Origin of the sequence: Sphingobium salicis subsp. salicis (assembly GCF_049472635.1) — a bacterium.
In the GTDB taxonomy this organism is placed as follows: Bacteria; Pseudomonadota; Alphaproteobacteria; order Sphingomonadales; family Sphingomonadaceae; genus Sphingobium; species Sphingobium yanoikuyae_A.
In genome coordinates this window covers 459,624-485,406 of sequence record NZ_JAYRCS010000002.1, presented here as the reverse complement: position 1 = coordinate 485,406, position 25,783 = coordinate 459,624, and the positions used below count along the sequence as shown (strand labels likewise).

The 25,783-nt window shown below is 57.7% G+C and carries 27 protein-coding genes, 2 pseudogenes and 1 other annotated feature; of the genes and pseudogenes, 20 read left to right on the top strand and 9 right to left on the bottom strand.

The annotated features are described in order from the left end of the window. Window positions 1-68 precede the first annotated feature (68 nt). A complete protein-coding gene (locus VHN57_RS26800; RefSeq protein ID WP_017503103.1) occupies window positions 69-623 on the top strand; it encodes an outer membrane protein in 555 nt (184 codons plus the stop codon). 970 nt (window positions 624-1,593) lie between these two features. Further along, on the top strand, window positions 1,594-3,738 hold the full coding sequence (locus tag VHN57_RS26795; protein WP_423286500.1) for a catalase: 2,145 nt from the start codon (window positions 1,594-1,596) through the stop codon (window positions 3,736-3,738). A 352-nt stretch (window positions 3,739-4,090) separates the two neighbouring features. Here the strand turns inward: VHN57_RS26795 and VHN57_RS26790 are convergent, their stop codons facing one another. Continuing rightward, window positions 4,091-4,717, bottom strand: coding sequence for an outer membrane protein (locus VHN57_RS26790; RefSeq protein ID WP_423286498.1), 627 nt, complete (start codon window positions 4,715-4,717; stop codon window positions 4,091-4,093). Window positions 4,718-5,558: 841 nt separating this feature from the next. Between VHN57_RS26790 and VHN57_RS26785 the strand changes: the two genes are divergently transcribed. The 16 genes and pseudogenes from VHN57_RS26785 to VHN57_RS26710 all read left to right on the top strand — a co-directional run bounded on the left by VHN57_RS26785 (window position 5,559) and on the right by VHN57_RS26710 (window position 19,656). Continuing rightward, window positions 5,559-5,705 (top strand): hypothetical protein, encoded by a 147-nt coding sequence (locus VHN57_RS26785; RefSeq protein ID WP_164546082.1) that lies wholly within the window; start codon window positions 5,559-5,561, stop codon window positions 5,703-5,705. 1,031 nt (window positions 5,706-6,736) lie between these two features. After that, a pseudogene (locus VHN57_RS26780) lies at window positions 6,737-7,836 on the top strand (IS3 family transposase). A gap of 174 nt (window positions 7,837-8,010) precedes the next feature. Then, window positions 8,011-9,239 (top strand): IS3 family transposase gene (locus VHN57_RS26775; RefSeq protein ID WP_423282422.1). Its coding sequence is split into 2 segments (ribosomal slippage): window positions 8,011-8,299 and window positions 8,299-9,239, totalling 1,230 coding nucleotides; the frame shifts between segments, so codons are not numbered across the junction. Next, window positions 8,292-8,408, top strand: a sequence feature (AL1L pseudoknot). Its footprint overlaps the gene before it by 117 nt. A 227-nt stretch (window positions 9,240-9,466) precedes the next feature. Next, on the top strand, window positions 9,467-10,033 hold the full coding sequence (locus VHN57_RS26770; protein ID WP_063976883.1) for a type 1 glutamine amidotransferase domain-containing protein: 567 nt from the start codon (window positions 9,467-9,469) through the stop codon (window positions 10,031-10,033). Window positions 10,034-10,087: 54 nt separating this feature from the next. Further along, entirely contained in the window at window positions 10,088-10,378 is a 291-nt protein-coding gene (locus VHN57_RS26765; RefSeq protein ID WP_017503095.1) for a hypothetical protein, read from the top strand. Window positions 10,379-10,762: 384 nt separating this feature from the next. Then, a complete protein-coding gene (locus VHN57_RS26760) occupies window positions 10,763-11,479 on the top strand; it encodes a Crp/Fnr family transcriptional regulator (protein ID WP_026109599.1) in 717 nt (238 codons plus the stop codon). A 57-nt stretch (window positions 11,480-11,536) separates the two neighbouring features. Next, a complete protein-coding gene (locus VHN57_RS26755; protein ID WP_080727390.1) occupies window positions 11,537-11,737 on the top strand; it encodes a hypothetical protein in 201 nt (66 codons plus the stop codon). 160 nt (window positions 11,738-11,897) lie between these two features. Continuing rightward, window positions 11,898-12,992: a glycosyltransferase family 4 protein gene (locus tag VHN57_RS26750; RefSeq protein ID WP_017503093.1), complete on the top strand. Its 1,095-nt coding sequence runs from the start codon at window positions 11,898-11,900 to the stop codon at window positions 12,990-12,992. A gap of 8 nt (window positions 12,993-13,000) precedes the next feature. Beyond that, window positions 13,001-15,220 carry an amylo-alpha-1,6-glucosidase gene (locus tag VHN57_RS26745; protein WP_063976882.1) on the top strand — a complete coding sequence of 740 codons (2,220 nt, stop codon included), beginning with the start codon at window positions 13,001-13,003 and terminating at the stop codon, window positions 15,218-15,220. Window positions 15,221-15,334: 114 nt separating this feature from the next. Further along, complete coding sequence (locus VHN57_RS26740) at window positions 15,335-16,399, top strand: AI-2E family transporter (RefSeq protein WP_063976881.1); 1,065 nt, start codon at window positions 15,335-15,337, stop codon at window positions 16,397-16,399. A 117-nt stretch (window positions 16,400-16,516) separates the two neighbouring features. Then, window positions 16,517-16,702, top strand: a complete 186-nt coding sequence (locus VHN57_RS26735; RefSeq protein WP_063976880.1) for a hypothetical protein — start codon at window positions 16,517-16,519, stop codon at window positions 16,700-16,702. Window positions 16,703-16,961: 259 nt separating this feature from the next. Further along, window positions 16,962-17,438, top strand: coding sequence for a hypothetical protein (locus VHN57_RS26730; RefSeq protein ID WP_063976879.1), 477 nt, complete (start codon window positions 16,962-16,964; stop codon window positions 17,436-17,438). A 107-nt stretch (window positions 17,439-17,545) separates the two neighbouring features. Then, window positions 17,546-17,740, top strand: coding sequence for a hypothetical protein (locus VHN57_RS26725; RefSeq protein ID WP_063976878.1), 195 nt, complete (start codon window positions 17,546-17,548; stop codon window positions 17,738-17,740). 46 nt (window positions 17,741-17,786) lie between these two features. Next, window positions 17,787-17,933: a lmo0937 family membrane protein gene (locus VHN57_RS26720; protein ID WP_017503455.1), complete on the top strand. Its 147-nt coding sequence runs from the start codon at window positions 17,787-17,789 to the stop codon at window positions 17,931-17,933. Window positions 17,934-18,478: 545 nt separating this feature from the next. Continuing rightward, the gene (locus tag VHN57_RS26715; RefSeq protein WP_007711008.1) at window positions 18,479-18,655 is read left to right on the top strand and encodes a hypothetical protein; all 177 of its coding nucleotides are present in this window, start codon (window positions 18,479-18,481) and stop codon (window positions 18,653-18,655) included. A 107-nt stretch (window positions 18,656-18,762) separates the two neighbouring features. Next, on the top strand, window positions 18,763-19,656 hold the full coding sequence (locus tag VHN57_RS26710) for an SDR family oxidoreductase (RefSeq protein ID WP_026109678.1): 894 nt from the start codon (window positions 18,763-18,765) through the stop codon (window positions 19,654-19,656). 120 nt (window positions 19,657-19,776) lie between these two features. Here the strand turns inward: VHN57_RS26710 and VHN57_RS26705 are convergent, their stop codons facing one another. The 4 genes from VHN57_RS26705 to VHN57_RS26690 form a co-directional block, all read right to left on the bottom strand. Continuing rightward, window positions 19,777-20,127 carry a response regulator gene (locus VHN57_RS26705; RefSeq protein ID WP_017503453.1) on the bottom strand — a complete coding sequence of 117 codons (351 nt, stop codon included), beginning with the start codon at window positions 20,125-20,127 and terminating at the stop codon, window positions 19,777-19,779. Beyond that, window positions 20,124-21,011 carry an iron-containing redox enzyme family protein gene (locus tag VHN57_RS26700; protein WP_017503452.1) on the bottom strand — a complete coding sequence of 296 codons (888 nt, stop codon included), beginning with the start codon at window positions 21,009-21,011 and terminating at the stop codon, window positions 20,124-20,126. Before VHN57_RS26700 ends, VHN57_RS26705 begins: the two co-directional genes overlap by 4 nt. Window positions 21,012-21,816: 805 nt before the next feature. Next, window positions 21,817-21,990: a hypothetical protein gene (locus tag VHN57_RS26695; protein ID WP_170828702.1), complete on the bottom strand. Its 174-nt coding sequence runs from the start codon at window positions 21,988-21,990 to the stop codon at window positions 21,817-21,819. Window positions 21,991-22,018: 28 nt separating this feature from the next. After that, a complete protein-coding gene (locus tag VHN57_RS26690; RefSeq protein WP_423286491.1) occupies window positions 22,019-22,663 on the bottom strand; it encodes a type IV toxin-antitoxin system AbiEi family antitoxin domain-containing protein in 645 nt (214 codons plus the stop codon). 201 nt (window positions 22,664-22,864) lie between these two features. Between VHN57_RS26690 and VHN57_RS26685 the strand changes: the two genes are divergently transcribed. Further along, complete coding sequence (locus VHN57_RS26685) at window positions 22,865-24,076, top strand: IS256 family transposase (RefSeq protein WP_099231114.1); 1,212 nt, start codon at window positions 22,865-22,867, stop codon at window positions 24,074-24,076. On the opposite strand, the gene VHN57_RS26680 is transcribed toward VHN57_RS26685, so the two are convergent. The 3 genes from VHN57_RS26680 to VHN57_RS26670 form a co-directional block, all read right to left on the bottom strand. Continuing rightward, window positions 24,043-24,279 carry an AbiEi antitoxin N-terminal domain-containing protein gene (locus VHN57_RS26680; RefSeq protein ID WP_423286543.1) on the bottom strand — a complete coding sequence of 79 codons (237 nt, stop codon included), beginning with the start codon at window positions 24,277-24,279 and terminating at the stop codon, window positions 24,043-24,045. The genes VHN57_RS26685 and VHN57_RS26680 overlap by 34 nt on opposite strands. Before the next feature lie 160 nt (window positions 24,280-24,439). After that, window positions 24,440-24,808, bottom strand: coding sequence for a hypothetical protein (locus VHN57_RS26675; RefSeq protein ID WP_063976876.1), 369 nt, complete (start codon window positions 24,806-24,808; stop codon window positions 24,440-24,442). A 138-nt stretch (window positions 24,809-24,946) separates the two neighbouring features. After that, window positions 24,947-25,081 (bottom strand): hypothetical protein, encoded by a 135-nt coding sequence (locus tag VHN57_RS26670; RefSeq protein WP_017503737.1) that lies wholly within the window; start codon window positions 25,079-25,081, stop codon window positions 24,947-24,949. Between VHN57_RS26670 and VHN57_RS26665 the strand changes: the two genes are divergently transcribed. Beyond that, on the top strand, window positions 25,080-25,298 hold the full coding sequence (locus VHN57_RS26665) for a hypothetical protein (RefSeq protein ID WP_063976875.1): 219 nt from the start codon (window positions 25,080-25,082) through the stop codon (window positions 25,296-25,298). The two genes, VHN57_RS26670 and VHN57_RS26665, sit on opposite strands and share 2 nt — an antisense overlap. Before the next feature lie 173 nt (window positions 25,299-25,471). Here the strand turns inward: VHN57_RS26665 and VHN57_RS26660 are convergent. After that, window positions 25,472-25,680, bottom strand: a pseudogene (locus VHN57_RS26660) (helix-turn-helix domain-containing protein); the annotation flags it as partial. Window positions 25,681-25,783: the final 103 nt, after the last annotated feature.

Sequence of the window (25,783 nt, the reverse complement as noted above, 5' to 3'; positions counted from 1 at the left end):
CATCGAGCAACCGTTGCGCATGTCCTTTAGTTTGAGCCTCGTTAAAAAATCAAACAGGGACGTACATCATGATGAAGATCATTCTCCCATTGCTGGGCTGCCTGGCACTGCCGACTGCTGCCATGGCCCAGGACGATACCGCACCCGATGGCAGCAAGGCCTTCGGTATCGAGCCGTATGTCGGCATTCTCGGCGGTTATCACACCTTTGACCGCGGCACCGAGTTCGGCAGCGTTCCGGGCGAGACGATCATGAACGGCGCTCTGATCAGCGGCATCGCGGGCGTGAACGTGCCGCTCGGGCCGGTGTTTGTCGGGGTGGAAGGGAACGCCTCGAAGGGTTTCAGTGACATTGACTGGGAGTATGGCGTGAAGGGCCGTGTGGGCGCCCGCGCAGGCGAGAGTGGCTTGATCTACGCCTCGGCCGGCTACCAGTGGGTCAATGGCAAAGGCGGCTGGCCCGACGAGAAGGACTGGATGTACGGTGCGGGTGTCGAAGTGGGGCCAAAGGAGATCGGCCTCGGCGGGGTTACAGGCAGCAGCGGTGTGCGCCTGCGCGTGCAGGTCGACACCTATGATTGGGACAGCTTCCGCCCCATGGCTGGCGTCATTTTCCACTTCTAAAAAATAGCATTGTCCAGGGGAGGGGATGAGGCGTTCCCTTCCCTGGGACGCAAATGCCTCAAGTGGAACACGGGTGGTGCCATGGAGTTGTGCTTGCAACTACAGTAGGGGCCGATCCACTGTTCAGCTAGAATCTGTTGGGCTAGTCCGCCTGTCCTGGGAATTTTCTCAGACCGTGAACTCGTTATATCTCAAGGCGTTTTGCGTTGGCTACTGCGCTTGTTGCAGGATTTTGGAGGCTTGCGAATGACGATTGAGGTTCGCTTTCCCGATGGTAGCCATCGTGATGTGCCGAGCGAACTTCGCATTCCGCACCCAGATAGCGGAAGCGAAGAGCACGCATTCAGGCATGTACCGCTCAACTGCGATTCCTGTTGGCGTTTTGCGTTTGACGGCGTCCTTTGGAATGCGCTCCCCAGGATCGGCAGTCTTGCTATGTTCCGCGGCCCGAGCACTGAGTGGTGGAGGGGCATTATAACAATGTCGGACGGACGGGCTGTGGATCACGAGCGGTGCCTTCCCGTCGCCGTCAACGCGTGATGGCCAATTAGCGCGAGCCGATGCGCTCCCAGTGTCGGCATAATTCATTAGAGCCGCTGCCACCCGAGCAGAGATCATCTCCAAATGCCAGCATGATGTAGAACATGAATGCGGGGGACACGCGTCAGCCTGTCGGTCGCAATCAGATCCTGATTACCACCGATATCCGCCATATCGGATGACAAAGATATCACCACGTCATTGACGGCACTTCGCGCGAAAAGGGGTATATCCACAGAAGGTTCTCACAATTTGTGACGGCCGGTTTCATGCGATCAAATCCCGCGCTGCCAACATTCCACGTTCATATTGATCGAGATTGGTTCTGGACATCTTCTTGCCACTCGCCGGAACCCAGCCTGCTGCTTCCAGTTAGAGGTCTGTCTGCTGCGACGATCGCAGCCTCGCATGATCATCAGGGAGAGTTGATATGACCGCTTCGGGTCCCAAGAGTGATGCAGCTCTGGAAAATAGTCTGGCTGATCACCGGCCCGGAGCTGGAAGTCCCGATTATGAGACGACGGCCGGAGAAGGTGGAGAGACGCAGCAGAAGCTGAAGGCAGAGCAATCCGGTGATGCCCTCACAGACAATTTCGGGCACCGGATCGCAGACAACCAGAACAGCCTCAAGGCGGGCGCTCGCGGTCCGACGCTACTAGAAGATTTCGTCCTGCGCGAGAAAATTTTCCATTTCGACCATGAGCGCATCCCTGAACGGATCGTACATGCCCGCGGCTCTGGCGCCCATGGGATTTTCGAATGCACCAAGGCCATTACTGATGTTACCAAAGCGAGCATCTTCCAGAAGAAAGGTGCGCATTGCCCCGTGTTCGTTCGCTTCTCGACTGTGGCCGGTGGCGCGGGTTCCGTCGATACACCGCGCGATGTGCGCGGCTTCGCAGTGAAATTCTACACCGATAGCGGCAACTGGGATCTGGTCGGCAACAACATTCCGGTATTCTTCATTCAGGATGCCATAAAATTTCCTGACCTTATCCATTCGGTCAAAATGGAAGCGGATCGCGGCTATCCCCAGGCGGCGAGCGCCCATGATACGTTCTGGGATTTCGTGTCACTCATGCCAGAGAGCATGCACATGATCATGTGGGCCATGTCCGATCGGGCCATTCCTCGGTCCTTGCGGATGATGGAAGGTTTTGGCGTCCACAGCTTCCGCTTCATCAACGAACAGGGCGACGGCAAGTTCGTGAAGTTCCACTGGAAACCGGTTCTGGGCGTCGCGTCCCAGGTCTGGGATGAGGCCGTGAAGACGGCAGGCGCCGACCCCGATTTTCATCGCCGCGATCTGTACGAAGCCATTGCCAGCGGTGATTATCCCGCCTGGGATCTGGGCGTGCAGATTTTCGATGAGGCTTGGGCGGCAGAACAGCCCTATGATGTGCTGGACGCAACCAAGCTGATCCCCGAAGAGGATATTCCTGTCGAGATCATCGGGCGTCTCACGCTCAATCGCAATGTCGACAATTTCTTTGCCGAGACGGAGCAGGTTGCCTTCCTGCCCAGCAACCTCATTCCAGGCATCGACTTCTCGAATGACCCCCTGCTGCAGGGGCGACTTTTCTCTTATCTCGATACGCAAAAGTCGCGTTTGGGAACGACCAACTTTCATCAAATTCCGATCAATGCGCCAAAATGCCCATTCCACAATATGCAGCGCGACGGGTTGATGCAGACGCTGGTTCCCAAGGGGCGCGCCAATTACGAACCAAACAGCCTGAATGAGGCGGGTGAGGATAGTGGTCCCCGCGTCGCGTCCGAAACCGGGTTCACATCCTTTAGTGATAATGGCGAGCGCAACGATCCAACTGAAAAGATGCGGATACGTGCCGAAACATTTGCCGATCATTATAGCCAGGCTCGGATGTTCTATCTGTCGCAGACGCAGAATGAGCAGGCGCACATCGCATCAGCCATCGTCTTCGAATTGTCGAAGGTGGCCTTGCCTCATGTGCGGCTACGGGTTCTCGCGCGTCTGCGCAACGTTGACGAGGTTCTGGCGCAACGAGTCGCCGATGGGCTGGCGATCGCTCTACCTGAAAAGGCGCCAGCGGCCCGAGAAATTGTGGAGATGCCCGTTTCTGACGCTCTTTCCATCCAGAAGAATGCCAAGGATGGCTTTGCGGGCCGTAAGGTCGGAATTCTGTTTGCAGAGGGTTCCGACAAAGCGATGGTGGAGAAGATCAAGGCAGGCGTGGAGAAAGCGGGCGGCAGCGTCTTTCTGGTTGCGCCGAAAGTCGGTGCCCTCAACGTCAAGGGCGGGACACTCGAAGCGGATGGAAAGCTCGATGGCTCGCCGTCGGTACTGTTCGATGCGATTGCGTCCGTGCTGATGCCGGAAAGCGCGGAAAAACTGTCGAAGCAGGGCGCTGCAGTTCAATGGTTCATGGACGCCTATGGGCATTGCAAAACCATCGCCCATTGCCCCGGCACGCAGATCATTCTGGACAAGGCAGGGGTAGAAAAGGACGATGGTGTCATTCCAAACGAAATGCTCCTGGACAAGGGACCCAAACGACATTGGGCGCGAGAACCAAAGATCCGAGATCTGGCGTGAGATAAGCTGCTGGTTCCGCATGCGCCCTAATACTGCGCATGTGGGCCTGTCTGTGCTACCAGTTTCAGCGCTGCCTATTAGTAGAGTCATACTCCACCTTCGACTGGAGGCTGGACTGGGCGAAATTCATCCGCGGCGCAAAGCACACTCCATCGAGCCTAGCCGTCACAGTTCAAGAGGACACGGTTCCAGGCCCTGGGGGAGCAAGCCGTATCGCTTGGCTATCGCAGCGCGGTCATTGCGGCAAAAGGAAAATGGCGGCCTGAAACGAAATTGGCCCCGACCATTTCCATGATCGGGGCCGGTGCTCCTGGACCGTCGTCCAAGGGCGAGTCGCTAAATCGCTATATCGTCAGAAATGGAAACCGCCAGTTACTGCAACTTGGTGACGCGACATTTTGACGCCGGTGTCGAGTTCGATGCCGCCTTCGCGATACACATATTTCCCATAGTCGCTGTAACGATATTCAAGGCGCGCGAAGTTTGAACCGTTGGTGAATTCTGCGCCTCCGCCGATGCGATAGCCATCGATATTGTCGCCGATGCTTGCACTGTCGCCATCGAGAGAATAGCGGAGCTTGAGGCGGGCATTGGTGTAGCCGCCCTTGGCATAAAGCAGCATGTTGGGGGAGACCGCGAAGCCGATCCGGGCACCAATATACAGGTCACGATCAGCGAGGAGCGACAGTTTGTCACCCTCGAACAAAATGTCGTGCGCCGACGTTTTCGTGGTAGAATCCGATGCCTCGGCTTCGATACCAAGGATTGCACCGCTGTTGCCGAGGGCGAAGTCATAGCCCGCCGTGACACCATACAGCATGCCGCTTTCGGACGCATCGACATCGTAACCATAATCAAAGTTCACGGTGTCGTAGCCGAGAACGATACCGGCTTTTCCGCCTTCGAAGTTGGAGGCGTCCTGAGCGAGAGCAGGAGCGGCGATAGCAACAGATGCCGCGCAAACGATGAACCTGACCACGGTTAACCCCTTGAATCGTTGTATTTGGTGGGGTGTCATGGCAGATGATACTTATTGATCGGTTAATTGCTCAGCGTGATAAGTATGACGATGCTTGTATTCTATTCATTGCCGCAGCCTGGTCAACAATCGCTTATGTCTGCAGATTGAAAGGCTCCTTTCTTACAGTGATGGAACGCAGTCGGGCCACGGACTGATTCACCAAGCGGCAGGCTTCGATCTGAGACAGATCAGGCCGAACCGAACGATCTATTAGTTCCCGACTTTTTGTTGTCGATGTTCGGCCATGACTCAGGGCGGCCGATCCCCGAACGCTCCAACTACGTCACTACCTAGGCGTCATCGGCGTAGAGGGATGACATACAGACGGCCGTGGAAACTCCTACCTATCTCAACGCTGCCAAAGCGGCAGTCATCTTGATGACGAGCGCACAGCTATCGTTGATCACGTTGCCGCTAGCCCGACAAATCGGCGACATCATCACAGGCGGTAGCCGGTTCGCAAGCTCCGGGTGCCGCGTGAAGGAAAGTGTAAGAGCAGTAGTTGCCGGGTGATCACCTATTACCAGAATGCCGATGAAACGGTTTTTTGTGACTGTTCTTTCAAAGTAAAATTAGATAAATTTAACAGGAGAAGAGAGCAAGCAAGCCAAGCATTCAGCGAAATAAATTAAAAAAGGATAATGGTCGTTGATGACGAAGATTTAGCCGAGATCATGTCTGGTCTGAACGATGTGAAGGATTATTACGCGATCAAGCGCTAAGAGTTGTGGTCCTTTAGCCGGTTGACGTGAGGGCCGTCCGTGCAGCGACGAAACTGTCTCAGGCGAGATCTGCCGAGGTGGACCATCTGCAGCTGCCGACGGTGAAAGGATGGGAGCAGAACCGCCGCGCCCCGGATCAACCCGCCCGCGTCCTCCTGCAGATGATCGCTACAGACCCAACCGGCGTAGCGAAGATGATCGAGCGGATCGCGCAACCGGCCTGAATTGGGACGTTCAGAAAATGAACATCAGATTAATGGTTGCCAACGATCGCGGAACAGCGCATGCGTCGATCGCGACCCGAAGGCTGTAACAAGCCTTCAAATAAACTCGGCCCATCCGAACTGTCGGATGGGCCGTTCCTTTTTCCGCGACGATTAACCCGATTTTCGCACCTTTGGCGCATACCAGCACCACAAGAGATCGCCATTTTCCCGGCGCTCCGAATTCAGTAGCGGCGAATATTAGCTGGCCCGATCCGCTCCCTGGTCGGGCCATTTTTTGACTTGAAGTCCCAAAAGACGTAGCATCGGAGGCGGACGGTCCCGAAGGTGTTATCGTTACCCCGGTGACGCCGTTCAGCGGTTGGGGCCGTCCAATCACATTGCATTGAACACTTGAAGCCCGATAAACTCTCGATATTGGCCGCCAGACAACCGCCCAGCGCCTTGATCGATCGCAACACCTCGAACCCACATCCGCTTAACGGCGCCTTTGCACCGGCATTCTAGCCAAGGAGCTGCTTTGTCGATGCTTTCGACACGAAGCCGGATCACGCCTGCGCGGGTAATCAATCACGTTTTTGCGCTCACGCCGGACAGGAACAATGGCGTGGGGAACCTTGCCCCCGCGTGTGCACCTTGCAACGATGCAACAGGAAGCTTTGAAGCGAGGTTCGTGCGCCGTGATTAGGCGCGCACGATGGATACCCGGCTGTGCGCCACCTGCCACCAACGTCCACGACACCGCAACGCCGTGAAGGCTCGCCTTGACTAAGTCTATTGTCCGGGAGGGTAAGGTACCCAATTCTTTTGGCCGGGGGCGCCTGCAACATCGTGATTTGAAGAAATCGACCCCGTGAATAGCCCTGACCGTATCATAGGACTCAGAACCGTTCTGGCCCGCACCGTGCTTTCCCCACGACGCTCTATCGCAAGATGGGCGAAGGCACTTGACCTGCTCCCCGTAAACTGGTCCGAGTTTGGAGAGAAATTCTCGGTTAGGTTTGGCGAATGCCGAACAAGGGAAACCGTGGATGAAAACGTCGAGATTCAGCGAGCAACAGATCGCGTTCATTCTCAAGCAGGCTGAGGACGGAACGACCGTTGAGGAGGTGTGCCGGAAGGCGGGCATCTCAGTTCAAACTTACTACCGATGGCGGAGCAAATATGGCGGCTTGATGCCGTCGGAGATGAAGCGGCTGAAGCAACTGGAGGAGGAAAATGTCCGCCTCAAGCGCCTCGTGGCGAACCTGAGCCTGGACAAGGAGATGCTGCAGGATGTCATCCGCCGAAAAATGTAAGGCCTGATCGAGCTCGGGAAATCGTCAGCTAACTGCGGACGAGCTACCAAGTGAGCGAACGGCGGGCCTGCAGCGCGTTTCCGATCAACCGATCGACCCAGCGCTACCAGTCACGTCGCCTCGATCAGGCCGGCCTCAAGATGAAGATCAGGGAGCTGGCCGCGACCCGTGTTCGCTACGGGTATCGGCGGATCCATGTCCTGCTGCGGAGAGAAGGATGGAAGATCAATCACAAACGGACGCATCGGCTGTACCGCGAGATGGGCCTGCAACTGCGCAACAAGACGCCTAAGCGCAAGGTGAAGGCGAAGCTGCGTGACGACAGGGCACCAGCGTCGGCGCCTAACGAATGCTGGTCGATGGACTTCCTGTCGGATCAGCTCTTCGACGGTCGTAAAATCCGTGTGCTGTCGATCATCGACAACTTCAGCCGGGTATCGCCGGTACTCGATGTCAGGATGAGTTACCGCGGTGCCGATGTCGTCCAAACCCTTGAACGGGTTGCGGCTAGGCATGGGCGACCGCAGCGTATTCGCCTGGACAATGGGCCGGAATTTATCTCGAAGGATTTGGATCTTTGGGCTTGGACGCACGGTGTCGTCCTCGACTTCAGCCGCCCCGGCAAACCGACGGACAACGCGTTCGCCGAGTCCTTCAACCGCCGCGTCCGGGCCGAATGCCTCAACGCCTTTTGGTTCTTGAGCCTGGACGATGCTCGGGTAAAATGTGAGGCTTGGCGGATCGATTACAACGAGGTCCGTCCGCACAGCTCCCTCGGCAACCAGACCCCGATGGAGCACGCTTTTGGATCAGGGCAGGCATGCCTGCCCTGATCCAAAAGCAGCCGGCTTTTCTCACAAAGGCCGGACCAGTGTTGGGGTGAGGGTCATCGTGGTCCAGACTATCATAGTCTCTGGGCCACTCAGCGGGGGGCAGATCAGACTCGAAGAGCAGTGAACCGCACCGGGATTGCCGGAGGCCCTAACTCCTGAGAGGAAGGGTCTACGATGAGCAAGACGACGAACAAGTTTGCACCCGAGGTTCGCGAGCGGGCGATCCGCATGGTTCTGGATCATGAAGGTGATTATCCTTCCCGCTGGGCGGCGATCACATCGGTGGCCGAGAAGATCGGGTGTTCCGGGCACACGCTGCTGGAATGGGTGAAGAAGTCCGAGGTGGACAGCGGCAAGCGCGGCGGGGTGCCGACGGAGACAGCCGAGAAGCTCAAGGCGCTTGAGCGTGAGGTCCGCGAACTGCGGCAAGCTAACGAGATCCTTCGCAAGGCGTCGGCATATTTTGCTCAGGCGGAGCTCGACCGCCCGTTCAAACGATGATCGCCTTTATCGATGAACATCGCGATGCCTATGGGGTCGAGCCGATCTGCCGGGTTCTGCCGATCGCCCCATCCACCTATCATGAGCGCGTCGCCAAACGACGCGACCCCGCACTGCAGTCCGCACGCATTCGACGAGACGAGGCTCTGAGGCCCGAGGTTTTGCGCGTGTTTGCGGAGAATTTCGGCGTTTACGGCGTGCGCAAGGTGTGGCGGCAGATGAAGCGCGAGGGTTTCGATGTTGCTCGCTGCACCGTGCAACGGCTCATGCGAGATCTTGGCTTGCAAGGGGTGATCCGGGGCAAGCCGGTGCGCACCACGATTGCCGATAAGGCAGCACCATGCCCGCTGGATCAGGTCAATCGCCAGTTTCATGCTCCGGCACCGAACATGCTCTGGGTCTCGGATTTCACCTATGTCGCGACCTGGGCGGGGTTCGTCTATGTCGCCTTCGTTATCGACGTCTACGCCCGCTACATCGTGGGCTGGCGCGTCAGCAGAACCGCGCACGCCGGCTTCGTGCTGGATGCGCTGGAGCAGGCTATCCACGATCGGCGGCCTGTTCACCGAGGCGGCCTGGTTCATCACAGCGACCGCGGATCGCAGTACGTGTCCATCAAATATACCGAGCGTCTCGCCGAAGCTGGCATCGAGCCGTCAGTTGGAAGCGTTGGAGACAGCTACGACAATGCTTTGGCCGAAACCATCAACGGTCTCTACAAAGCCGAGGTGATCCACCGTCGAGGGCCTTGGCGGTCGTTTGAGGCCGTTGAGTACGCTACGCTGGAATGGGTGGACTGGTTCAATAATCGGCGGCTCTTGGAGCCCATCGGAAACATCCCACCGGTCGAAGCCGAGCAGCGATATTATGCCATGCTGGACGACGTCCCACTGGCAGCCTAATTTAAATGAAATGGCCTTCGGCAATCCCGGTGCGGTTCACAGCGATGATATCCGAGGCTCTGGGACTCGCGTTATACGCACTTCGACTGAAACCAGCCCACACAGCCGATCGCGCAAAGTCTAACTAGCTCGAGCCTTGAGTTTGCGGGATTAGCGGATCCTGCTGCGCTTCTGGCCGTTGAACAGTCATCTGACCAAGTCAAGACATCATTTCCAAAGGAGTCGCCATGTCGCTCAACGGCCGTACGATCGCCGTTCTTATCGCTCCGCGCGGTACAGAAGAAGTGGAATTTGTGGAGCCCATGAACGCACTTAGGAAGGCCGGAGCGTGCGTCAAAGTGATCGGCCTTCAACCTGGCCAAGCGCGCACCAATGTTAATGATCTTGATCCTGGTGGCGAGTATGCCGTCGATACCGTATTTTCTGAGGCGGATCCGGCTTCATTTGATGGCTTGGTCATTCCCGGCGGCAGTGTCGGCGCCGACAAGTTGCGCGCGAGCGCCGAGGCGATATCCTTTGTCGAAGCAATTTTCGGTGCTGGAAAAACGATCGGTGCGATCTGCCACGCGCCATGGCTCTTAATTGAAGCCAAGATCGCTAAAGGCCATTCGCTCACCTCCTTCCCGTCAATTAAGACGGATATCCAGAACGCTGGCGGCCTTTGGGTCGATGAGAAGGTAGTGATCGATGGCCAATGCATCACCAGCCGCAGTCCTGAAGACCTGCCGGCATTCTGTTCTGCGCTCATCGAGGCATTTGCCGATACGCCATCGCGCTTGACAGCGCGGGACTGATTCTGAACGGGCGGAAATGCAGCCGCCATCGATATTTCAACAGGGTGAGGGTCTATGATGTTTCGTAAGAAGACCGCGCGGAATCGCGCTTTTGGCAAGTCTTATGATGAAGCGATGCAGGATGCAGTGAAGATCGGGATTGCGGAAACCGCAGCGCGCGCAGCCGTCACAGCTACGGTCACCTTCGCGGTCGGGTGGCTGCTCAAGCGGACTTTCGAGAAGACGGTGGCGCAGAACGCGCAATCCGCCTGCAAGACCAAGCCATCCATGGCGACAAATAGCCCTGCGGTGAGTTACAAGCAGACGCGGAAGCGGCCTGACGCCGATAATTCAAACGCTCCCTGAGGCAAGGCTTGGTATCCTCCATATGACCCAGACAGTCCGAGGCATAATACCAGTGGGAAGGCCGTAACGAAATTTGCGGATGAAGATATTTCTTCGGATACAAAACGCGCCTGCAGTAGTTATTTTTTTAGCAAGTCATTGATTTGCGGCCCCCCTAGCCCTGCATCGGAAGATGCAGGGTTTTTACTTCTGTGTTTGTGTCGCAGCCTCTCCATCGATCTCGAAGCGCTCGCCTGATACCACTTGCGAACGTGGCAATCGCGACCTCCACCGCTCGGTCGCCGCCAGCCCTGTCCGCACGAGTTCAAGCGACCCTTTGCGCTCGACCCTGTTCTGGTGATGTGCGAATGCATGACGATCCAATCTGCAATGCTGGACATGACGATGGTGTTTGCCGATTTTCTGCGTAGTCGCAGGCGTAATCTGCTGAGTGCCCAAGACCTTGGAGCACTTGAGGAAGCGGTTGCCGATTTAAGGACATTGCCTGCCCGCAAGACCTTTATATCTCGCGATCAAAATGTCAGCATGAGTACCTATCTCATCGAAGGTATGATGTGCCGATACATGGATGACAGGCAAGGAGAAAGGCAACTCGTTGCGGTGCATGTGGCTGGCGATTTTGTCGACCTCCATGGCTACCCGCTGGGTCATCTTGATCATGACCTCGCGACACTGACCGCCTGTAAGATAGCGTTAGTGCCTCATGCTGCTCTCGATCAACTCGTCGCGACGCGCCCGTCACTCACGAAATTGCTATGGTTCAGCACGCTGCTTGATGCCGCCATGCATCGCGAGTGGATATTTCGTCTCGGTCGTCTCGATGCGATTGCGCGGGTCAGCCACTTCTTTTGCGAGACCGAAGCGAAATTGCGAGCGATCGGTCGAAGTGATGGAGCGCGTTTTGCTCTTCCTATGACCCAAGCCGATTTGGGAGAAGCATGCGGCATAACGTCCGTTCACATGAACCGCATGCTGCGTGAACTCAAAGATCGCGATCTCCTAGCAATCCACCGCCATGATGTTGAGATCCGTGATCTGAGAGGTCTGGCGCGGTTGGGTGAATTTGACCCTGCCTACCTGTTCCTCGACGAGCAGGACTGACGGAACCGCCGCTGGTGGCATATCGTTCTTGTGTCCTTGAGAAGGAGCAGAGCCGTTATGCCTACCCCAGGTATCCATGAAGAAGCCGGCATTGCCTCAGCCCACGCCGGATTGATCATGCTGGATGGACCGAACGGTATTGCAATAACGCTGACAGCCAATGCAGCAGAGGGGACGGGCCTTTCTCTTCTGCGTGCCGCCGAAATAGCGCGTGAGCAAGTGGCTGCAGGCGAAGACAAGGATTTTCCTGAAGAATGAAATTCTCCTGATTGATCTAAATCAATACTAAAAATCATTTCGGTATTGAATTGTATTTTTTATTATTGCTGCAATGCAACTTTAGGCATTTGCGGGGCTTTACTTTGCGGCTCGTGTGCAGGGGGATGAACGAGGCCTATCTCCGGTAGAGGATAGCCGCATGAAGATCGCTCAAATCGCTCCCCTTGCTGAAAGTGTGCCGCCCAAGCTTTATGGGGGTACCGAACGGATCGTCTCCTATCTCACAGAGGCGTTGGTGCATCAGGGGCATGAAGTGACCTTGTTCGCGAGCGGCGATTCGCAGACATCGGCTGAGCTTGTTCCGATTACGCCGGCGGCGCTGCGACTGACCCCGGGTATCGTCGACACCATACCTTATCATATGATGATGCTGGATGCGGTGCGGCAAAGGGCCGACGAGTTTGATGCGCTCCATTTCCATATCGATCTGCTGCATCTGCCCATGATCCAGGATTTTATCGGACGAACCGTCACGACATTACATGGTCGACTGGACCTTCCCGATCTGCCGCCATTCTACCGGTGTTTTGGCGATCACTGTCTCGTGTCGATCTCCGATCATCAGCGCCAGCCCATGCCACCGGTCAATTGGGGTGCGACCATCTACCATGGTCTGCCGGTCGATCTGCTGCAGCCCAGCCTCGGCGCCGGTGAGGGGTATCTCGCTTTCCTCGGGCGCATTTCACCCGAGAAAAGACCAGACCGCGCCATTCGCATCGCAGCCCGGGCCGGCATCGAACTGCGAATTGCCGCAAAGATCGATGCTGTCGATAGGGGGTATTGGGAAGAGGAAATCGCGCCCCTCATCAAACTCTATCCCAATATTCGCTTCATCGGCGAGATCAACGAACAGCAGAAAGCGGATTTTCTCGGGGGTGCAAGGGCCTTGCTCTTCCCGATCGACTGGCCCGAGCCTTTCGGTCTTGTAATGATCGAAGCAATGGCTTGTGGGACACCGGTCATTGCGTTCCGATGCGGATCGGTGCCCGAGATCATCGAGCATGGGCGCTCGGGTTTCATCGTGGACAGCGAGGACCAGGCGGTCGAAGCGGTGGGCCAACTTCGTCACCTTGAGCGCGCAAGGGTGCGTGGCGCGTTCGACGCACGGTTCACGGCTGGCAGGATGGCCGCAGACTATGCCGCATTATATCACAGGCTGCCGGGCGCCCGTACGGATGCCGCCTGGCTGCGTCGCCAGCGCGGCGAGGAGTCGGAATTGCAGATCGTCGCATAGGAGTCGCCATGTCGCTGACCCAACCGCAGCCAGGGGTGCCGGGCATTGCAGGAGGACAGGCGCTGTCACAGGCGCAAACCCAGTTCTTCATCCCTGCTACCGCTTCATTGCACGAGCGTCGGCCACGCACGCTCAAGCATGGAGACAGCTTTGCCGTCTTTGACCATAGCGGCGACGCCATATCCGGACCTGGCAGTCCCGAGGGTTTCTATCATCGCGATACGCGCCACCTTTCGCACCTTTATCTCACGGTCAACGGCATGCGCCCGATACTGCTGAGTTCGGCGCTACGCGACGACAATGCGATGTTGACCTGCGATCTGGCCAACCCGGATTTCCTCGGATCAGACGGCCGCGTCGAAGTGGAGCATGATCTGATCCATCTGCGTCGCAGCCGCTTCCTGTGGGAAGGCGCGATCTACGAACGGATCATTGTGCGCAATTTTGACATTGCAGAGCGCCGGGTATCCGTGGGCCTCTCCTTCGCTTCCGATTTCGCGGATCTGTTCGAGATACGGGGCATGACAAGATTGCGCCGTGGTACCATGCACGAGCCGAAGGTCGAAGAGGCCGATGTCCTGCTGGGATATAAGGGGCGTGATGGCCTTGAGCGGTCGACACATCTCCATTTTGATCCCGCGCCAGCCCAGCTGACGGCCGAGCAGGCGCTATTCGATGTCTCTGTTGCTCCCGGCGGTCGATGCACATTGTTCGCACGTGTTGCCTGCGAACAAATGAGCGAAGTTGATCAGCCCCTGCCCAAGCTGTTCCTCAAATCCCTGCGCGAGGCCATGCGTGCGCTGCAGGTTTCACGCCGCCGCAGTGCGTCGATGCGATCGTCCAATGACCTCTTCGATGCTGTGACGCGACGTTCGGTATCCGATATCTCGATGCTCTCCACCGGTACGGAATATGGTCCATATCCCTATGCAGGCATTCCCTGGTTCAGCACGGTTTTCGGCAGGGATGCGCTGATAACCGCACTCCAGACGATCTGGATGGACCCGGCTATCAGCCGAGGCGTGCTGGGATATCTCGCCGCGCACCAAGCGACGCATTTCGATCCAGCCGCCGATGCCGAGCCAGGTAAAATCCTGCATGAAGTGCGTCATGGCGAAATGGCCGAACTGGGTGAAGTTCCTTTCCGCCATTATTATGGCAGCATCGATTCCACGCCGCTTTTCGTCATGCTGGCCGGTGCATATCTGGAACGCACAGGAGACCTTCAGTTTCTCGCCGGAATATTACCCAATATCGAGTCTGCATTGCAGTGGATCGACAATCATGGCGATCGCGATGGCGACGGCTTCGTTGAATATGGACGACTGACGGATCAGGGGCTGCAAAATCAGGGCTGGAAAGACAGCCATGATTCCATATTCCATGCTGATGGCAGTATTGCCAAAGGCCCGATCGCTCTCGCCGAAGTTCAAGCCTATGTTTATGGCGCGTGGCAGGCGGCGAGCAGCATTTATCGCGCAACAGGTGATCTGGATCGCTCGGAAGCCTATCTCGCTCGAGCCGTCGATCTGCAGGATCGTTTCGACGCGACTTTCTTTGACGCGGAACTGGGAACATATGTACTTGCGCTCGACGGGCAGAAGCAGCCCTGTCGCATTCGCTCCTCCAACGCAGGCCATGTTCTTTATACTGGTCTGGCTCGAACAGAGCGCGCACCTATGGTTGTGGCGACATTGATGGCGCCCGCCTCATTCTCCGGTTGGGGTGTGAGGACGATAGCGTCGACCGAGAGACGCTATAATCCCATGAGCTATCATAATGGGTCGATCTGGCCGCATGACAATGCGCTGATCGCCGCGGGCTTTTCGCGATATGGCTTTCAACGTCAGGCGGCGCAGATTTTCGAAGGCCTCTTTGCCGCTGCAACCTATGTTGATCTCCTGCGCCTGCCGGAGCTGTTCTGTGGTTTCCCGCGGCGGCGTTCGCAGGGCCCGACCTTCTATCCGGTCGCTTGCAGCCCCCAGGCATGGTCGGCAGCGGCTCCCCTGTCGCTCATCCAGGCCAGTCTGGGACTGGGGTTCAACGTGTCGTCCAACGAAATCATCTTCCGCCAACCGACCTTGCCGACATTTCTCGACAGTCTTTTCATCGCGTCGCTTCCATTGGGGGCGGGAGAAGCGGATATCATGCTCGACCGCCTCGGAGATACGGCGGTCGTCAAGCCGCAGCATCGTGACAGTCGGGTGAGGATCGTCACCATAGCGTGATCATCCTGTTTGCCCAAGGCGCAGAGATGAGCCGGATGGCAGAGGCCGATTGTCTCCCCCCGTACAAAGCGCCAGCCGGGCTGCGCATGTCAGTTATGAGCGATCGGAATTTGAATGATATCACGCGAGCGTATCGACAATGGAGGATTGATCCTCTTCATCGCTGTCTCGACGGTCGGACTTGCTCTGATCATTTCGGGTTTCATCTCGGCATTGCTATGGGCGGCTTTGGCAGCCTTGCTGTTTCAGCCGCTTTACAGGCATATTCTGATCGATTGTCGCGGACGACGTAATCTGGCGGCAGCGCTGACGCTGCTCATCATCATCATTGCCGTCATCATGCCGGCCCTGATCATCGGAAGTCTCGTTGTCGAGCAGGCAAGCGGCGTTTACGCAAAGATCAGAAGCGGCCAGATCGACTTCGCAACCTATTTTGGTCAGGTTCATGCTGCCTTGCCGATGCGCATGCAACATTGGGTCGAGAATGCCGGCTTTGGTACGTTCGAACGGGCGCAGGCAAAAATTTCTCAGGCGTTGAGCGCCAGCGCCAGCATGTTGACGCAACGCGCTCTGACGATCGGCGCGGATGCGGCTGCTTTCGTACTCTCCTTCGGTGTGGGTCTCTATGTGAGCTTCTTTCTCCTGCGCGATGGGGAGGCGCTAGCACCCCAGATCATCAAGAGATTACCTCTCGAACACGCCATATCCCATCGGATCGCAGCGCGCTTCGTGATCGTTGTTCGAGCGACGATTAAGGGATCGGGAATCGTTGCCCTGGCGCAAGGCTTTCTGGGCGCCGCTACTTTCTGGATAGTCGGCATGCCGGCCGCCCTCTTATGGGGGGTGCTCATGGCGATTGCGGCCCTGCTGCCAGCGATCGGGCCTGCGATAATATGGCTTCCTGTGGCGACCTATCTGCTTGCGTCGGGTGATCTTTGGCAGGCCATCGCCGTGATCGCTTCAGGCGTCTTCGTGATAGGTCTTGTCGACAATCTCCTGCGGCCAATGCTCGTTGGTCGAGACACCGGGCTGCCGGATTGGCTCATATTGGTGACGACTCTGGGCGGAATCGAGACGCTTGGCCTTAGCGGTATCGTGGTGGGGCCGATCGCTGCGGCATTCTTCCTCACGGGATGGGATATATTGTCAGAGCAAAAAGGCGCTACCACGTGCGACTGAAGCGTGGATGGCCAGTCCGCGCAAAGTGCCCGGAAACACGAAATCGAACTGGTGGAACGATCAGGCGATTGCCGCATTGTCGGCAGACCAAAGGCGCCGCATTCAAGGTCTCCGATCATGTTCAAATATGTTGCGATCAGGCAGGAGAAGGGCCGCTGGCATGTCAGTGCCGAGAGTGGGCGGGTGGGAGATCCTGTTCTCAATCTCGAAAATGGGGGCTACGCCTCTCGCATGGATGCCCTGCAGGCCGCTATGATCTACGCGAAGGACAATCGCCTGGATATCGTCGAGATGGCTCTTTGACGCGAGCGGGACGCTGGCGCGACCGCGTCCTCAAACAGGCATTGGTCGTTCAAAATCCTGTTTCCGGTCTCGCGCAGCCCGAGCAAGTCAGAACCGATATCTTTCAATGTTGGGAGCGATGGTGACATGAGCATAATCGCTCATTTTTCGATCTTGTTCATACCCCTTACGGCGCGAAAGCGCAGCCATTCGTCGCACCCACATGAACAAGCAACACCCAAGCTTTGGTGCGCCATCTCGATATCATCGGGGACCAGGCATGGTTCCTAAGTCGATCCTCTTGCCACGAAATGGGTGGGTGCCAAATAATCCCGTCCTGCCGGTCAAGCTGTATATCGAAGTGGAGCCAAGGGAGCGGACGGATCTGGCCGAAACTTTCGAGGCACGCTTTCACAAGCATGGCTGGGAACCCGAATGGCGTGATCAGATCTACGATTATGATCATTATCACTCGACCGCACATGAGGTGCTGGGGATGGCATCGGGTCATGCCATTCTCGCGCTTGGAGGATCCAAGGCATTTGAAATCAAGGTCAGAGCCGGCGACGCGTTGCTGCTGCCTGCTGGAACCGGGCATCGCGCAATTGAGCAGAGCCGGGACTTTCTGGCAGTAGGTGCATATCCGGCGGGACAGAACTGGGACATTTGTTGCGTCGCGCCCAGCCAGACGATGCTGGATCGGATCAACAGCCTGGCTTTACCGAAATATGATCCGGTCACCGGAAGCACATTTTAGCCGCCAGCACCGCCGGCCTGCAGCCTGATAACGCTCAACAAGTGGATGCTCAAGATGGACCATTTCAGACATTGGGGCGTTCATTGCATCAAGGAGAGATTAAGCCGATGCACCTTCCCCCCGTCATGCATTTCGTTGAGACGCTACCCGCCCCGCTGCCGCAGATAGGCATGTTTTCAGATGCGGAAGAGCTGCAGCTTTCGGATGACCATATGCCGACCCGGTCTGCCACCGGACAATATGTCGCAATGGGTGGCGCGATGCTGCTGGCTGCGATGCTGCTGGCACGTGGGCTGCGGTAAGGGCCGGCCGGTCAACGTCTCCGAAATCGTAAACAGGAGCCCCTACATGCTGTGGACAATTCTTCTCGTTATCCTGATTCTATGGGTTCTGGGCGCGTTCGTCATCCCGATCGGGGGTGGTCTGATCCATCTCCTCCTGGTTCTCGCCGTCATTGTTCTGGTCTATCAGTTCGTCACCGGACGACGAGCCTGACCGGCCTGACCGAGCGCGTGAAAACCCATGCCAATTGCGATCGGAGATGACGCGATCGGCCAAGAGGAAGACTGGCATGCCGCACAAGGATGTTCGAGCCGTAAAGACAGCTAAGAAAGCCGGAGATAGAACGGAGAATATGGGTAGCTGCGGCACGGCGCAAAGTCCGGTTTCTGCAATCGAACAGTCGCACGGGACCTCCAAGCGGGCAAGGCCAATTCTGACGCTTGCGTTCACCGCACTCAGGCGCACCTAAGCTACGCCGTCGCGCAAAGGAATCTAGAGCGGCGTGTATCCACATCGTGGCTATCGCGCGCTCCGGCTTGTTGCCGGCCAGCTGACGCGCACATGGTCCCGGTAGACCGCGACGTGCATCAAGTCCGCCTCCTGGCACACATGCTCAGTCATGCCGACGCACCTGAAACTCTTCGCGAAATCGCACTGATCGAGATCAATGTCAGCCGATTGCCCAGGAACGGCCTGCCTGGCCAGGGATTGATCTTGGTGTTGGGTGGCATCTGCCCCTGGCAGAATTGGAGAGTATCATGAGCATTGAAGGTAAGGCCAAGGAAGCCGCCGGTTACGTGAAGGAAGAAGCCTTCGAGCACGGCAAATCGCCTGAAAGCCAGAAGAAGGCTCAGGAAGGTCGGGATCTTCGCAATGAAGGTCGAATCGAAGACGGCAAGCCGCCGAAGACCGACAAGCCCGGCACCGGCGACTGACAATCTTCAGGGTCAGAATGCGCCGCCCCAGACGGGGCGGCGTTTTTCGTTGGCACTCAAAAGGCAAACCGGACAATGTCCATCATAGTACTCAGCAAGGAGCGAACATGGCAGAGCGTCTCACCATGCAGGATCCACGCACGCAATATCCCAGGCCGCCATTCCCCGAGCAACCGCAACCTGCTCCGGGCATCGCCGCGAACATGAATCCAGAACCTGATCATGGCGAGGACAGCTATGTCGGTTCAGGAAAGCTTAGCGGCCGCAAGGCGCTCGTGACCGGTGGCGATAGCGGCATCGGGCGGGCTGCGGCCATCGCCTTTGCGCGAGAGGGCGCCGATGTCGCCATTTCCTATCTTGCGAGCGAGGAAGCTGACGCAAGAGAAGTGATCGAGCTGATCGAACGAGAGGGGCGCAAGGCCGTCGCGCTACCGGGCGACATCACCGACGAGAGCTGTTGCCACAAGCTTGTCAATGAGACGCTTTCCGGTCTCGGCGGGATCGACATCCTCGTCATCAATGCTGGCCACCAACAATATCGCGATGACGTCACGGCCGTGAGCTCGGAAGATTTTGATCGCACACTCAAGACCAATCTCTATGCCATGCACTGGATTACGCAGGCGGCGGTTCCCCATCTTCCAGCTGGAGCATCCGTGATCACCACAGCATCGGTGCAGGCCTATGAGCCATCGGCTATTCTTCTGGACTATGCCACGACCAAAGCAGGCATTGTCGCCTATACCAAGGCGCTTGCAACGCAACTGATCGAGAAGGGTGTCCGAGCCAATGTGGTCGCGCCCGGCCCATTTTGGACCGTACTGCAACCCAGTGGGGGGCAGCCGCAGGAAAAGGTCAAAAAGTTCGGGGAACAGAGCCAGTTCGGTCGTCCTGGCCAGCCTGTCGAGATCGCGCCGATCTATGTTCTTCTTGCCTCTCAGGAAGGCAGCTACATCACTGGCGAAGTGTATGGCGTGACTGGGGGAGCAGGTATCGCTTGACCATGATATGGCCCCACTTAGCGCGGGGCCGGGTGGTAACGAATATTTGGGAAAGTTCCGGAAAATCGAAGTCAGGTGATCATTAACCGGTTCGTCAACCGATCGTTGATTCCATGATCATCAGTGAAGAATGCGCTGCAACGTCGGGATCAACCACATATGCAGTGCCGGCTTTAAAATGAGAGGCGCGGCCGGATGCTTCGCAACGGCGGGGTGATCGAATGACGCAGAACAAAATAGATAGGGGATGTCGTAAAGCTCGAGATCGTCTGCCAGGAGACCTACATCCTCTCTCTTCAATCGTATATCCAGAACCGCTCCCGCAGGCATGTTTCTAGCCACTGCCTCGACACCGTCGGACAAAGTGGCATGGGGGCCATCTACAACATAATGGGCTTGCTCGAGCATTTCGACAAGGAGTTGTGCGATGACGGGATCATCCTCAACCACCAGAATGGATCGGTTCATCATGCCACTCCAAGATGAGCGCGATAGCGGCTGAAACAGCGTGCGCCGCAATATAACCGGATAAGCGCACCTTCCGCCATTGCTGTCGCCCGGCGAGGATCCTCTTCGACAAGCGGTCGGATAGCCTCATCATTCCAGTCTCGGCTATGCTTCACGTCGAGAACGGCATGCAGATCGAAATATCGGCGCTCCGAGCCTGAAAGACCAATGCGGCGCAGGGCCTTGGCGGTATGAGCCGAGCGATCGGGTGCCGTAAGTTCGATCACGCCCAAGGCGCCTACGCTATGCCATGCGTAGCATCGCGAGGCCGCCATCGCCGTCATCGCATTTGCGAGGGCCAAGCTCTCCCAGACGGTGTTATGAATCTGAGTATCGAGTTCGAGTATTTCGATCAGCTGACCCAACATCGGACCGTGCATTCCCTTGGGATTGCCGCGACCCATCTCATCCCAGTAATTGCGTGCCAGCTCTAGCTTTGCTCGTGCGGGCAGCTTGACCTGCGTCATTGCGACGAGATCGTCAAATCCTGCTTCGCCGGCCGCCTCCTGCGACAGGAACCATCGCAATTCATCTCTGTCGGCCTCTTCCGCGAGCCAAGGGAATAATCGGTCATGTTGCCCAGGCCCTGTCGCCTTGAGCCCTTCAAACCACACGATGAATCCCTGTGGATCTGTTGGCGCTTCTAATGCCTCCCTGGATACCTGTGAGCGCAACTCTTCCATGAAAGCATGCTCCAAGCGCAGCATGCTTCGATCTCGATCGAGCTGCGAAGGCGTCACTGTATCAGGAAAATCAGGTGCGAGCCGCTGTCTGTTCCAACAGCTCAGCTCCTCCTGAAAATCCTGTTGAAGAAATTGCGAGCGCCAATGTTCAAGCTGGGTGGCCACGACGAACCTCTCTGTTTCTCGTATGACGAGAGAATACGGAAGGGCGCTGCTCGTTCCTGAAAATCAGATTAAACAGGATCAAGGTTGTTGTCGAAATGGATCAGGGGAGCAAATTGAGTTCAGTCAGCATCGCTTAATATCCGTTGCGTCGCGCTCGTGCCGTCCGAATTCGCACACGGAGGCGTCCTATGGAGCATTATGTCGAGCGCACCTTGCTCAACGAACTGGTCGAAGTTGCAAAGAAGCTGAAAGAGTGCCTGGCGATTTTGGATGCGCGCGCGAAGAAGCGGACGAAGCGATAAACGTCTGTCACGCGATTGAGACGCTGATCGGTGCGCCCTCCACGATGAAGCAGTGGCATGATGACCGACTGAAGCCCTGACAGATCAAAAGGCGAGGGTTAGGAGCAGGCTGTGAAACCTTGCGGCCGATGATCAGATCATCACGGCGGCCAGGAAGATTGCCTGGGCATTTAGAACGAGCGATGACCGATCGCGATCGTATTGGTAGTCGGGTTTCAAACGATCGCCTCAAAAATACCCCGCCAAAGTCGGCGGGGTAGGGTGGTTTCGCAATATCGGGGAGACCATCTAACGGTCGCTACCCCGCATCGGTTCCATGCTTACCGCAATAAGCCCAATAGGGCGGCGAACAACGCCCCGCACAGGGAGCCCAGAATATCGCACCGTCGACTCGAAAAATAATGTCATGTTAGCGGTGGGATCGGTGTCGGGGCGGCGGACCGTTTCTCGCCAGGTGAGCGTGTCGCGATGAAGCGACCATTCTCGTCGATTGGTTGCGCTGTTCAGTCGATCGAGCCGACGATCCCGTTGATCGCGACGAAGAACATCATCACGGCCAGGACGAACGCCTCGATTATCAGCGCAATGTCGGAACCGCCGCGCACTAGGCGTGGGTCGCGCGGCGGTTGATCTCGTCGATCACCGCTTGTTGCTGGCTGGTCAACGGCGCTGGGCATCCAGGCCTTCGAACATAGGTCTGCGCGGTCATCGGCTCTCGTCTCCTGCGCGCGCCGCGAAGGCGTCCGGCACGGTGATCTGATAGTGAGGATCGAGGCGCCCTCCGCGAACGAGCTGGCGCTTGCCGCGGCCAAGCTCGACATGGCTGCGATCAACGCGCTTGCTCCAGCTATGATCGTGGCGATCAGCGAAAAACAGGAAGAGCCGCTTGGCCCGTATGCTGCTGCATTGCTCGAGAAGCGCCGTCACCAGGCGCGGCCGTAATGTAGCGAGGTTTTCGAAGATTTTGTCGGCGTGATCGAACGAGAGCGACGTGGGCACGTCTTCCATCATTTCGATCGCGGCACGCTCTGGGCCGGCGACCCGCACAAAATGGTCCCAGGCTTCCTTCACGTCGGGTGAGGGGACGGCGGCGCCAAGCCGACGTGTTCCAAGATCGAGCCGGTGCCAGCCTGTGCCAAGAAGCGGATCCGTGCACAGGCCGCGACGATGCATCACCAGGGTGGCATCAGTCGGCAAAGTCGCAAGCCAAGTAGGGGCCGCGTGATCCGGGTCGTAGAGATGGACCTCCCGATCATTGCCGAGCCGTGCGAAGTGACTAAGGCCATGCAATTCGAGCGCTGTCATCCCGCCGATATAGAGTGTGCCTGCTGATGTGCTTTGCACCGACATGATCGCCAGCTCCCAGCGCAAGCGGCCGGTCGGCCCGTGCGGTTAGCGTCCGCGCTCGTGGTGTAATTTCCGGTGTAGATTGAGGTGATCGCATGGGGTTGGGCATGCCCAACCCCATGCGATTTCGAACTCGGTGGCCACCGGGCTCATCGGTAAGGTGGAGTTACCACACTTCACACGCCCACCGAGGAGTTGATCCCGATGACCGACGACAGACTACCGCTTGCCGAACTGATGGCGAAGACCGGAGATGGAGATTTCCTGCGTACGATCGCCGAGAGCGTATTGCAGATCATTATGGAGGCCGATGTCGACGGCCTGGTCGGCGCTGGCCGCCATGAACGATCGGGCGAACGCACGACCTGGCGCAATGGCTACCGCGACCGCAGTCTCGATACCCGGCTCGGCACGCTCAACCTCAAGATCCCCAAGCTGCGGACCGGCGCCTACTTCCCCGGCTTCCTGGAGCCGCGCAAGACTGTTGAGAAGGCGCTGGTCGCAGTAATCCAGGAGGCGTGGATTGCCGGGGTCAGCACCCGGCGCGTCGATGAGCTGGTGCAGGCGATGGGCATGACCGGGATATCCAAGTCCTCCGTGTCAAAGCTGTGCAAAGACATCGACGAGCGCGTCCATGCCTTCCTCAAGCGCCCGCTCGCCGGTGACTGGCCCTACCTCTGGCTAGATGCCACCTACCTCAAGGTGCGCGAGGGGGGACGGATCGTCAGTGTCGCCGCGATAATCGCCGTCGCCGTCAACACTGAGGGCAAGCGCGAGATCGTCGGCCTGCACATCGGCCCTTCCGAAGCCGAGCCCTTCTGGTCGAGCTTCCTCAAGGACCTCTCCCGCCGCGGCCTGACCGGCGTGAAGCTGGTCATCTCCGATGCCCACGAGGGCCTCAAGGCAGCGATCACCCGCGTGCTCAGCGCCACCTGGCAGCGCTGCCGCGTCCACTTCATGAGGAACGCGCTCGCCTACGTGCCCAAGGGCCAAAACACGGTTGTTGCTGCTGCGATCCGCCAAGTCTTCCTCCAGCCCGATCATGCGGCCGCAACTCAGGTCTGGCGTCAGGTCGCCGATCAATTGCGCGCCAGATGGCCCAAGCTCGGCGCCTGCATGGACGATGCCGAGCACGACGTGCTCGCCTACATGACCTTCCCCGAGCAGCACCGGGTCAAGCTTCACAGCACCAACCCGCTGGAACGCCTGAACAAGGAAGTGAAGCGCCGCGCCGATGTTGTCGGCATCTTCCCGAACGAGGACAGCATCATCCGCCTCGTCGGTGCCGTCCTGCTCGAGCAGAACGATGAATACCAGCTCCAGCACCGCTACATGCAGATCGAGGGCATGGCCGCCCTTGCCACACCCATAACCGAGGAGGTTCAGCCGCTACAGATTACACCCAAGGCCGCCTGAAAATGCAGCCCGATGGCCAGCACCGAAATTACACCACATTGACGGACGTGACCCCCGTGCGCGGTGGTGCGGCGGTAAACGCGAGATGCGACGCGCTCGAGCCAACCTCTGCGGACATAGTCGTGGATCGAAGTGCGCGAGACACCCTGCATCTGCAACCAAGCGGAATCCACCAGCAGGCCGGGTGCCAGCTTGTGCAACATTTGGCTTAAAGGTTGGCGCTTTTGTCTTTCCATGACGAACGAATAGCCAAATTTATAAACCAAAGGTAAGCGAGAGTTTATAGATGCCGTAATATGTTCGTTATGAGCGAACCTTTTGCCAAATCTCAGAACTCGAGCCCGTCAGCGCGATCGGTTGCGTTCAGGCGGCTTGTGATCGAGACCGGGTCGAACGGGCTGGGCGGACGCTGCTGCAGGGGAACGCCCGGCGCCGGCGCTCCATCGTCTGACCGCCGGTGCGGACCATGGCTGGTTGAACCGTGCGTCCCGCCGCGACATGGGCATCGAGGTGAGCCTTGGCAACCGACATCATGCGCGTCACCGCCTTGCGATTATCGAACAGCGTGCGCCGGATCACCGCCTCTACCACGCGCATCTGGCTATCGATGGCGCGGTCGTTTGGCAGCGTCCGGCCATCGGCCCGCTCCTTCGCGCGGTCTTGCGGTCGTTCCTGCAGTGACGCGCGAGGGGGCCCAGGCGTGCGGCTGTCGGCCGCGTCACGCGCCACCATCGGCGAGATCGTGCTCTTGCTCGCCTCGCCGCGCAGGCGATCGAGCTCCTGCAGATCATCAGCCAGGAGGTTGCCTCGCTGCTGTCAGAGTGTCGGACATGCCTTGATCGCCATTAAGTTCGGCGACTGCGTTCGCGGTCATCGCCATGACGAACGCGATCGCTGCCTGCTCGTCGCCGGGGCCGGCAACTCCGCGAGATCGCCAAGGACGAGCATATTGTCGATGATCTCGGCAAATCCCGCCAGTTCATCGGCGGTTAGCATGCGGGTCATGACCGGTTTCTCCCTTTGCGTGTCGGCGAGGCTGTGGAGCGCTGCGCAATGGGCCTCGATCGCCTACGTGACCGCATCGGAGCCGGCCCCGATGACCGGCGGAGGGGCGGGCTTGTTCGAGCGCAGCATGACGAGCCGTGGCGCGACTTTAGGAGGATCGGAGATCCGCGCCGTTAAGCGCTTCGAGCGGAAATATTCGATGGCGATTTCGATTTGAAGCGCGACATCCGAGGTGCTGCGTAGCATTTCGTCCGAGGACGGCAAAATTTATCCGGCATTGAGAAGGGCGATCTGCTCTCCCAGAACCTCGGGCGGAGTGGGATAGCCCGTGCATTTGCGGGGTGTGCTGTTAAGGCAATCGGCGACGGCCTGGATCTCCTTTTCCGACAGACGGCCGTTGGCCATGGTCTGCGCGGTCGTGGGGAATAGCCGCGAAACAGCGGATGCTCGTCCAGGTGCTGGTTGCGTTTGAGCTCGCGATAGATCGTCGCCGGATGGCGACCCAGCGCATCCGCGATCTACCGAACAGACCGTCCGGTGGCCATCAATTGATAAACATCCCGGCGCTCGTCCAAACCCAGATGCTGATAGCCGTTCATCATGTGCCTTCCTGGAAAAGGGATCAAACCCTCATAAATCCTAGGATTTCGCACTTCGATTTAGAGTCCAGCCGCTTACACGATTTGTTCCTGCCATTTAGAG

Coding starts and splice junctions, on each gene's coding strand:
- VHN57_RS26800 (WP_017503103.1), top strand. CDS start 69: ATGATGAAGATCATTCTCCCATTGCTGGGCTGCCTGGCACTGCCGACT.
- VHN57_RS26795 (WP_423286500.1), top strand. CDS start 1,594: ATGACCGCTTCGGGTCCCAAGAGTGATGCAGCTCTGGAAAATAGTCTG.
- VHN57_RS26770 (WP_063976883.1), top strand. CDS start 9,467: ATGTCGCTCAACGGCCGTACGATCGCCGTTCTTATCGCTCCGCGCGGT.
- VHN57_RS26765 (WP_017503095.1), top strand. CDS start 10,088: ATGATGTTTCGTAAGAAGACCGCGCGGAATCGCGCTTTTGGCAAGTCT.
- VHN57_RS26760 (WP_026109599.1), top strand. CDS start 10,763: ATGGTGTTTGCCGATTTTCTGCGTAGTCGCAGGCGTAATCTGCTGAGT.
- VHN57_RS26755 (WP_080727390.1), top strand. CDS start 11,537: ATGCCTACCCCAGGTATCCATGAAGAAGCCGGCATTGCCTCAGCCCAC.
- VHN57_RS26750 (WP_017503093.1), top strand. CDS start 11,898: ATGAAGATCGCTCAAATCGCTCCCCTTGCTGAAAGTGTGCCGCCCAAG.
- VHN57_RS26745 (WP_063976882.1), top strand. CDS start 13,001: ATGTCGCTGACCCAACCGCAGCCAGGGGTGCCGGGCATTGCAGGAGGA.
- VHN57_RS26740 (WP_063976881.1), top strand. CDS start 15,335: ATGATATCACGCGAGCGTATCGACAATGGAGGATTGATCCTCTTCATC.
- VHN57_RS26735 (WP_063976880.1), top strand. CDS start 16,517: ATGTTCAAATATGTTGCGATCAGGCAGGAGAAGGGCCGCTGGCATGTC.
- VHN57_RS26730 (WP_063976879.1), top strand. CDS start 16,962: ATGGTTCCTAAGTCGATCCTCTTGCCACGAAATGGGTGGGTGCCAAAT.
- VHN57_RS26725 (WP_063976878.1), top strand. CDS start 17,546: ATGCACCTTCCCCCCGTCATGCATTTCGTTGAGACGCTACCCGCCCCG.
- VHN57_RS26720 (WP_017503455.1), top strand. CDS start 17,787: ATGCTGTGGACAATTCTTCTCGTTATCCTGATTCTATGGGTTCTGGGC.
- VHN57_RS26715 (WP_007711008.1), top strand. CDS start 18,479: ATGAGCATTGAAGGTAAGGCCAAGGAAGCCGCCGGTTACGTGAAGGAA.
- VHN57_RS26710 (WP_026109678.1), top strand. CDS start 18,763: ATGGCAGAGCGTCTCACCATGCAGGATCCACGCACGCAATATCCCAGG.
- VHN57_RS26705 (WP_017503453.1), bottom strand. CDS start 20,127: ATGATGAACCGATCCATTCTGGTGGTTGAGGATGATCCCGTCATCGCA.
- VHN57_RS26695 (WP_170828702.1), bottom strand. CDS start 21,990: ATGCCCAGCGCCGTTGACCAGCCAGCAACAAGCGGTGATCGACGAGAT.
- VHN57_RS26690 (WP_423286491.1), bottom strand. CDS start 22,663: ATGTCGGTGCAAAGCACATCAGCAGGCACACTCTATATCGGCGGGATG.
- VHN57_RS26685 (WP_099231114.1), top strand. CDS start 22,865: ATGACCGACGACAGACTACCGCTTGCCGAACTGATGGCGAAGACCGGA.
- VHN57_RS26680 (WP_423286543.1), bottom strand. CDS start 24,279: ATGTTGCACAAGCTGGCACCCGGCCTGCTGGTGGATTCCGCTTGGTTG.
- VHN57_RS26675 (WP_063976876.1), bottom strand. CDS start 24,808: ATGGTGGCGCGTGACGCGGCCGACAGCCGCACGCCTGGGCCCCCTCGC.
- VHN57_RS26665 (WP_063976875.1), top strand. CDS start 25,080: ATGACCGGTTTCTCCCTTTGCGTGTCGGCGAGGCTGTGGAGCGCTGCG.
- VHN57_RS26670 (WP_017503737.1), bottom strand. CDS start 25,081: ATGACCCGCATGCTAACCGCCGATGAACTGGCGGGATTTGCCGAGATC.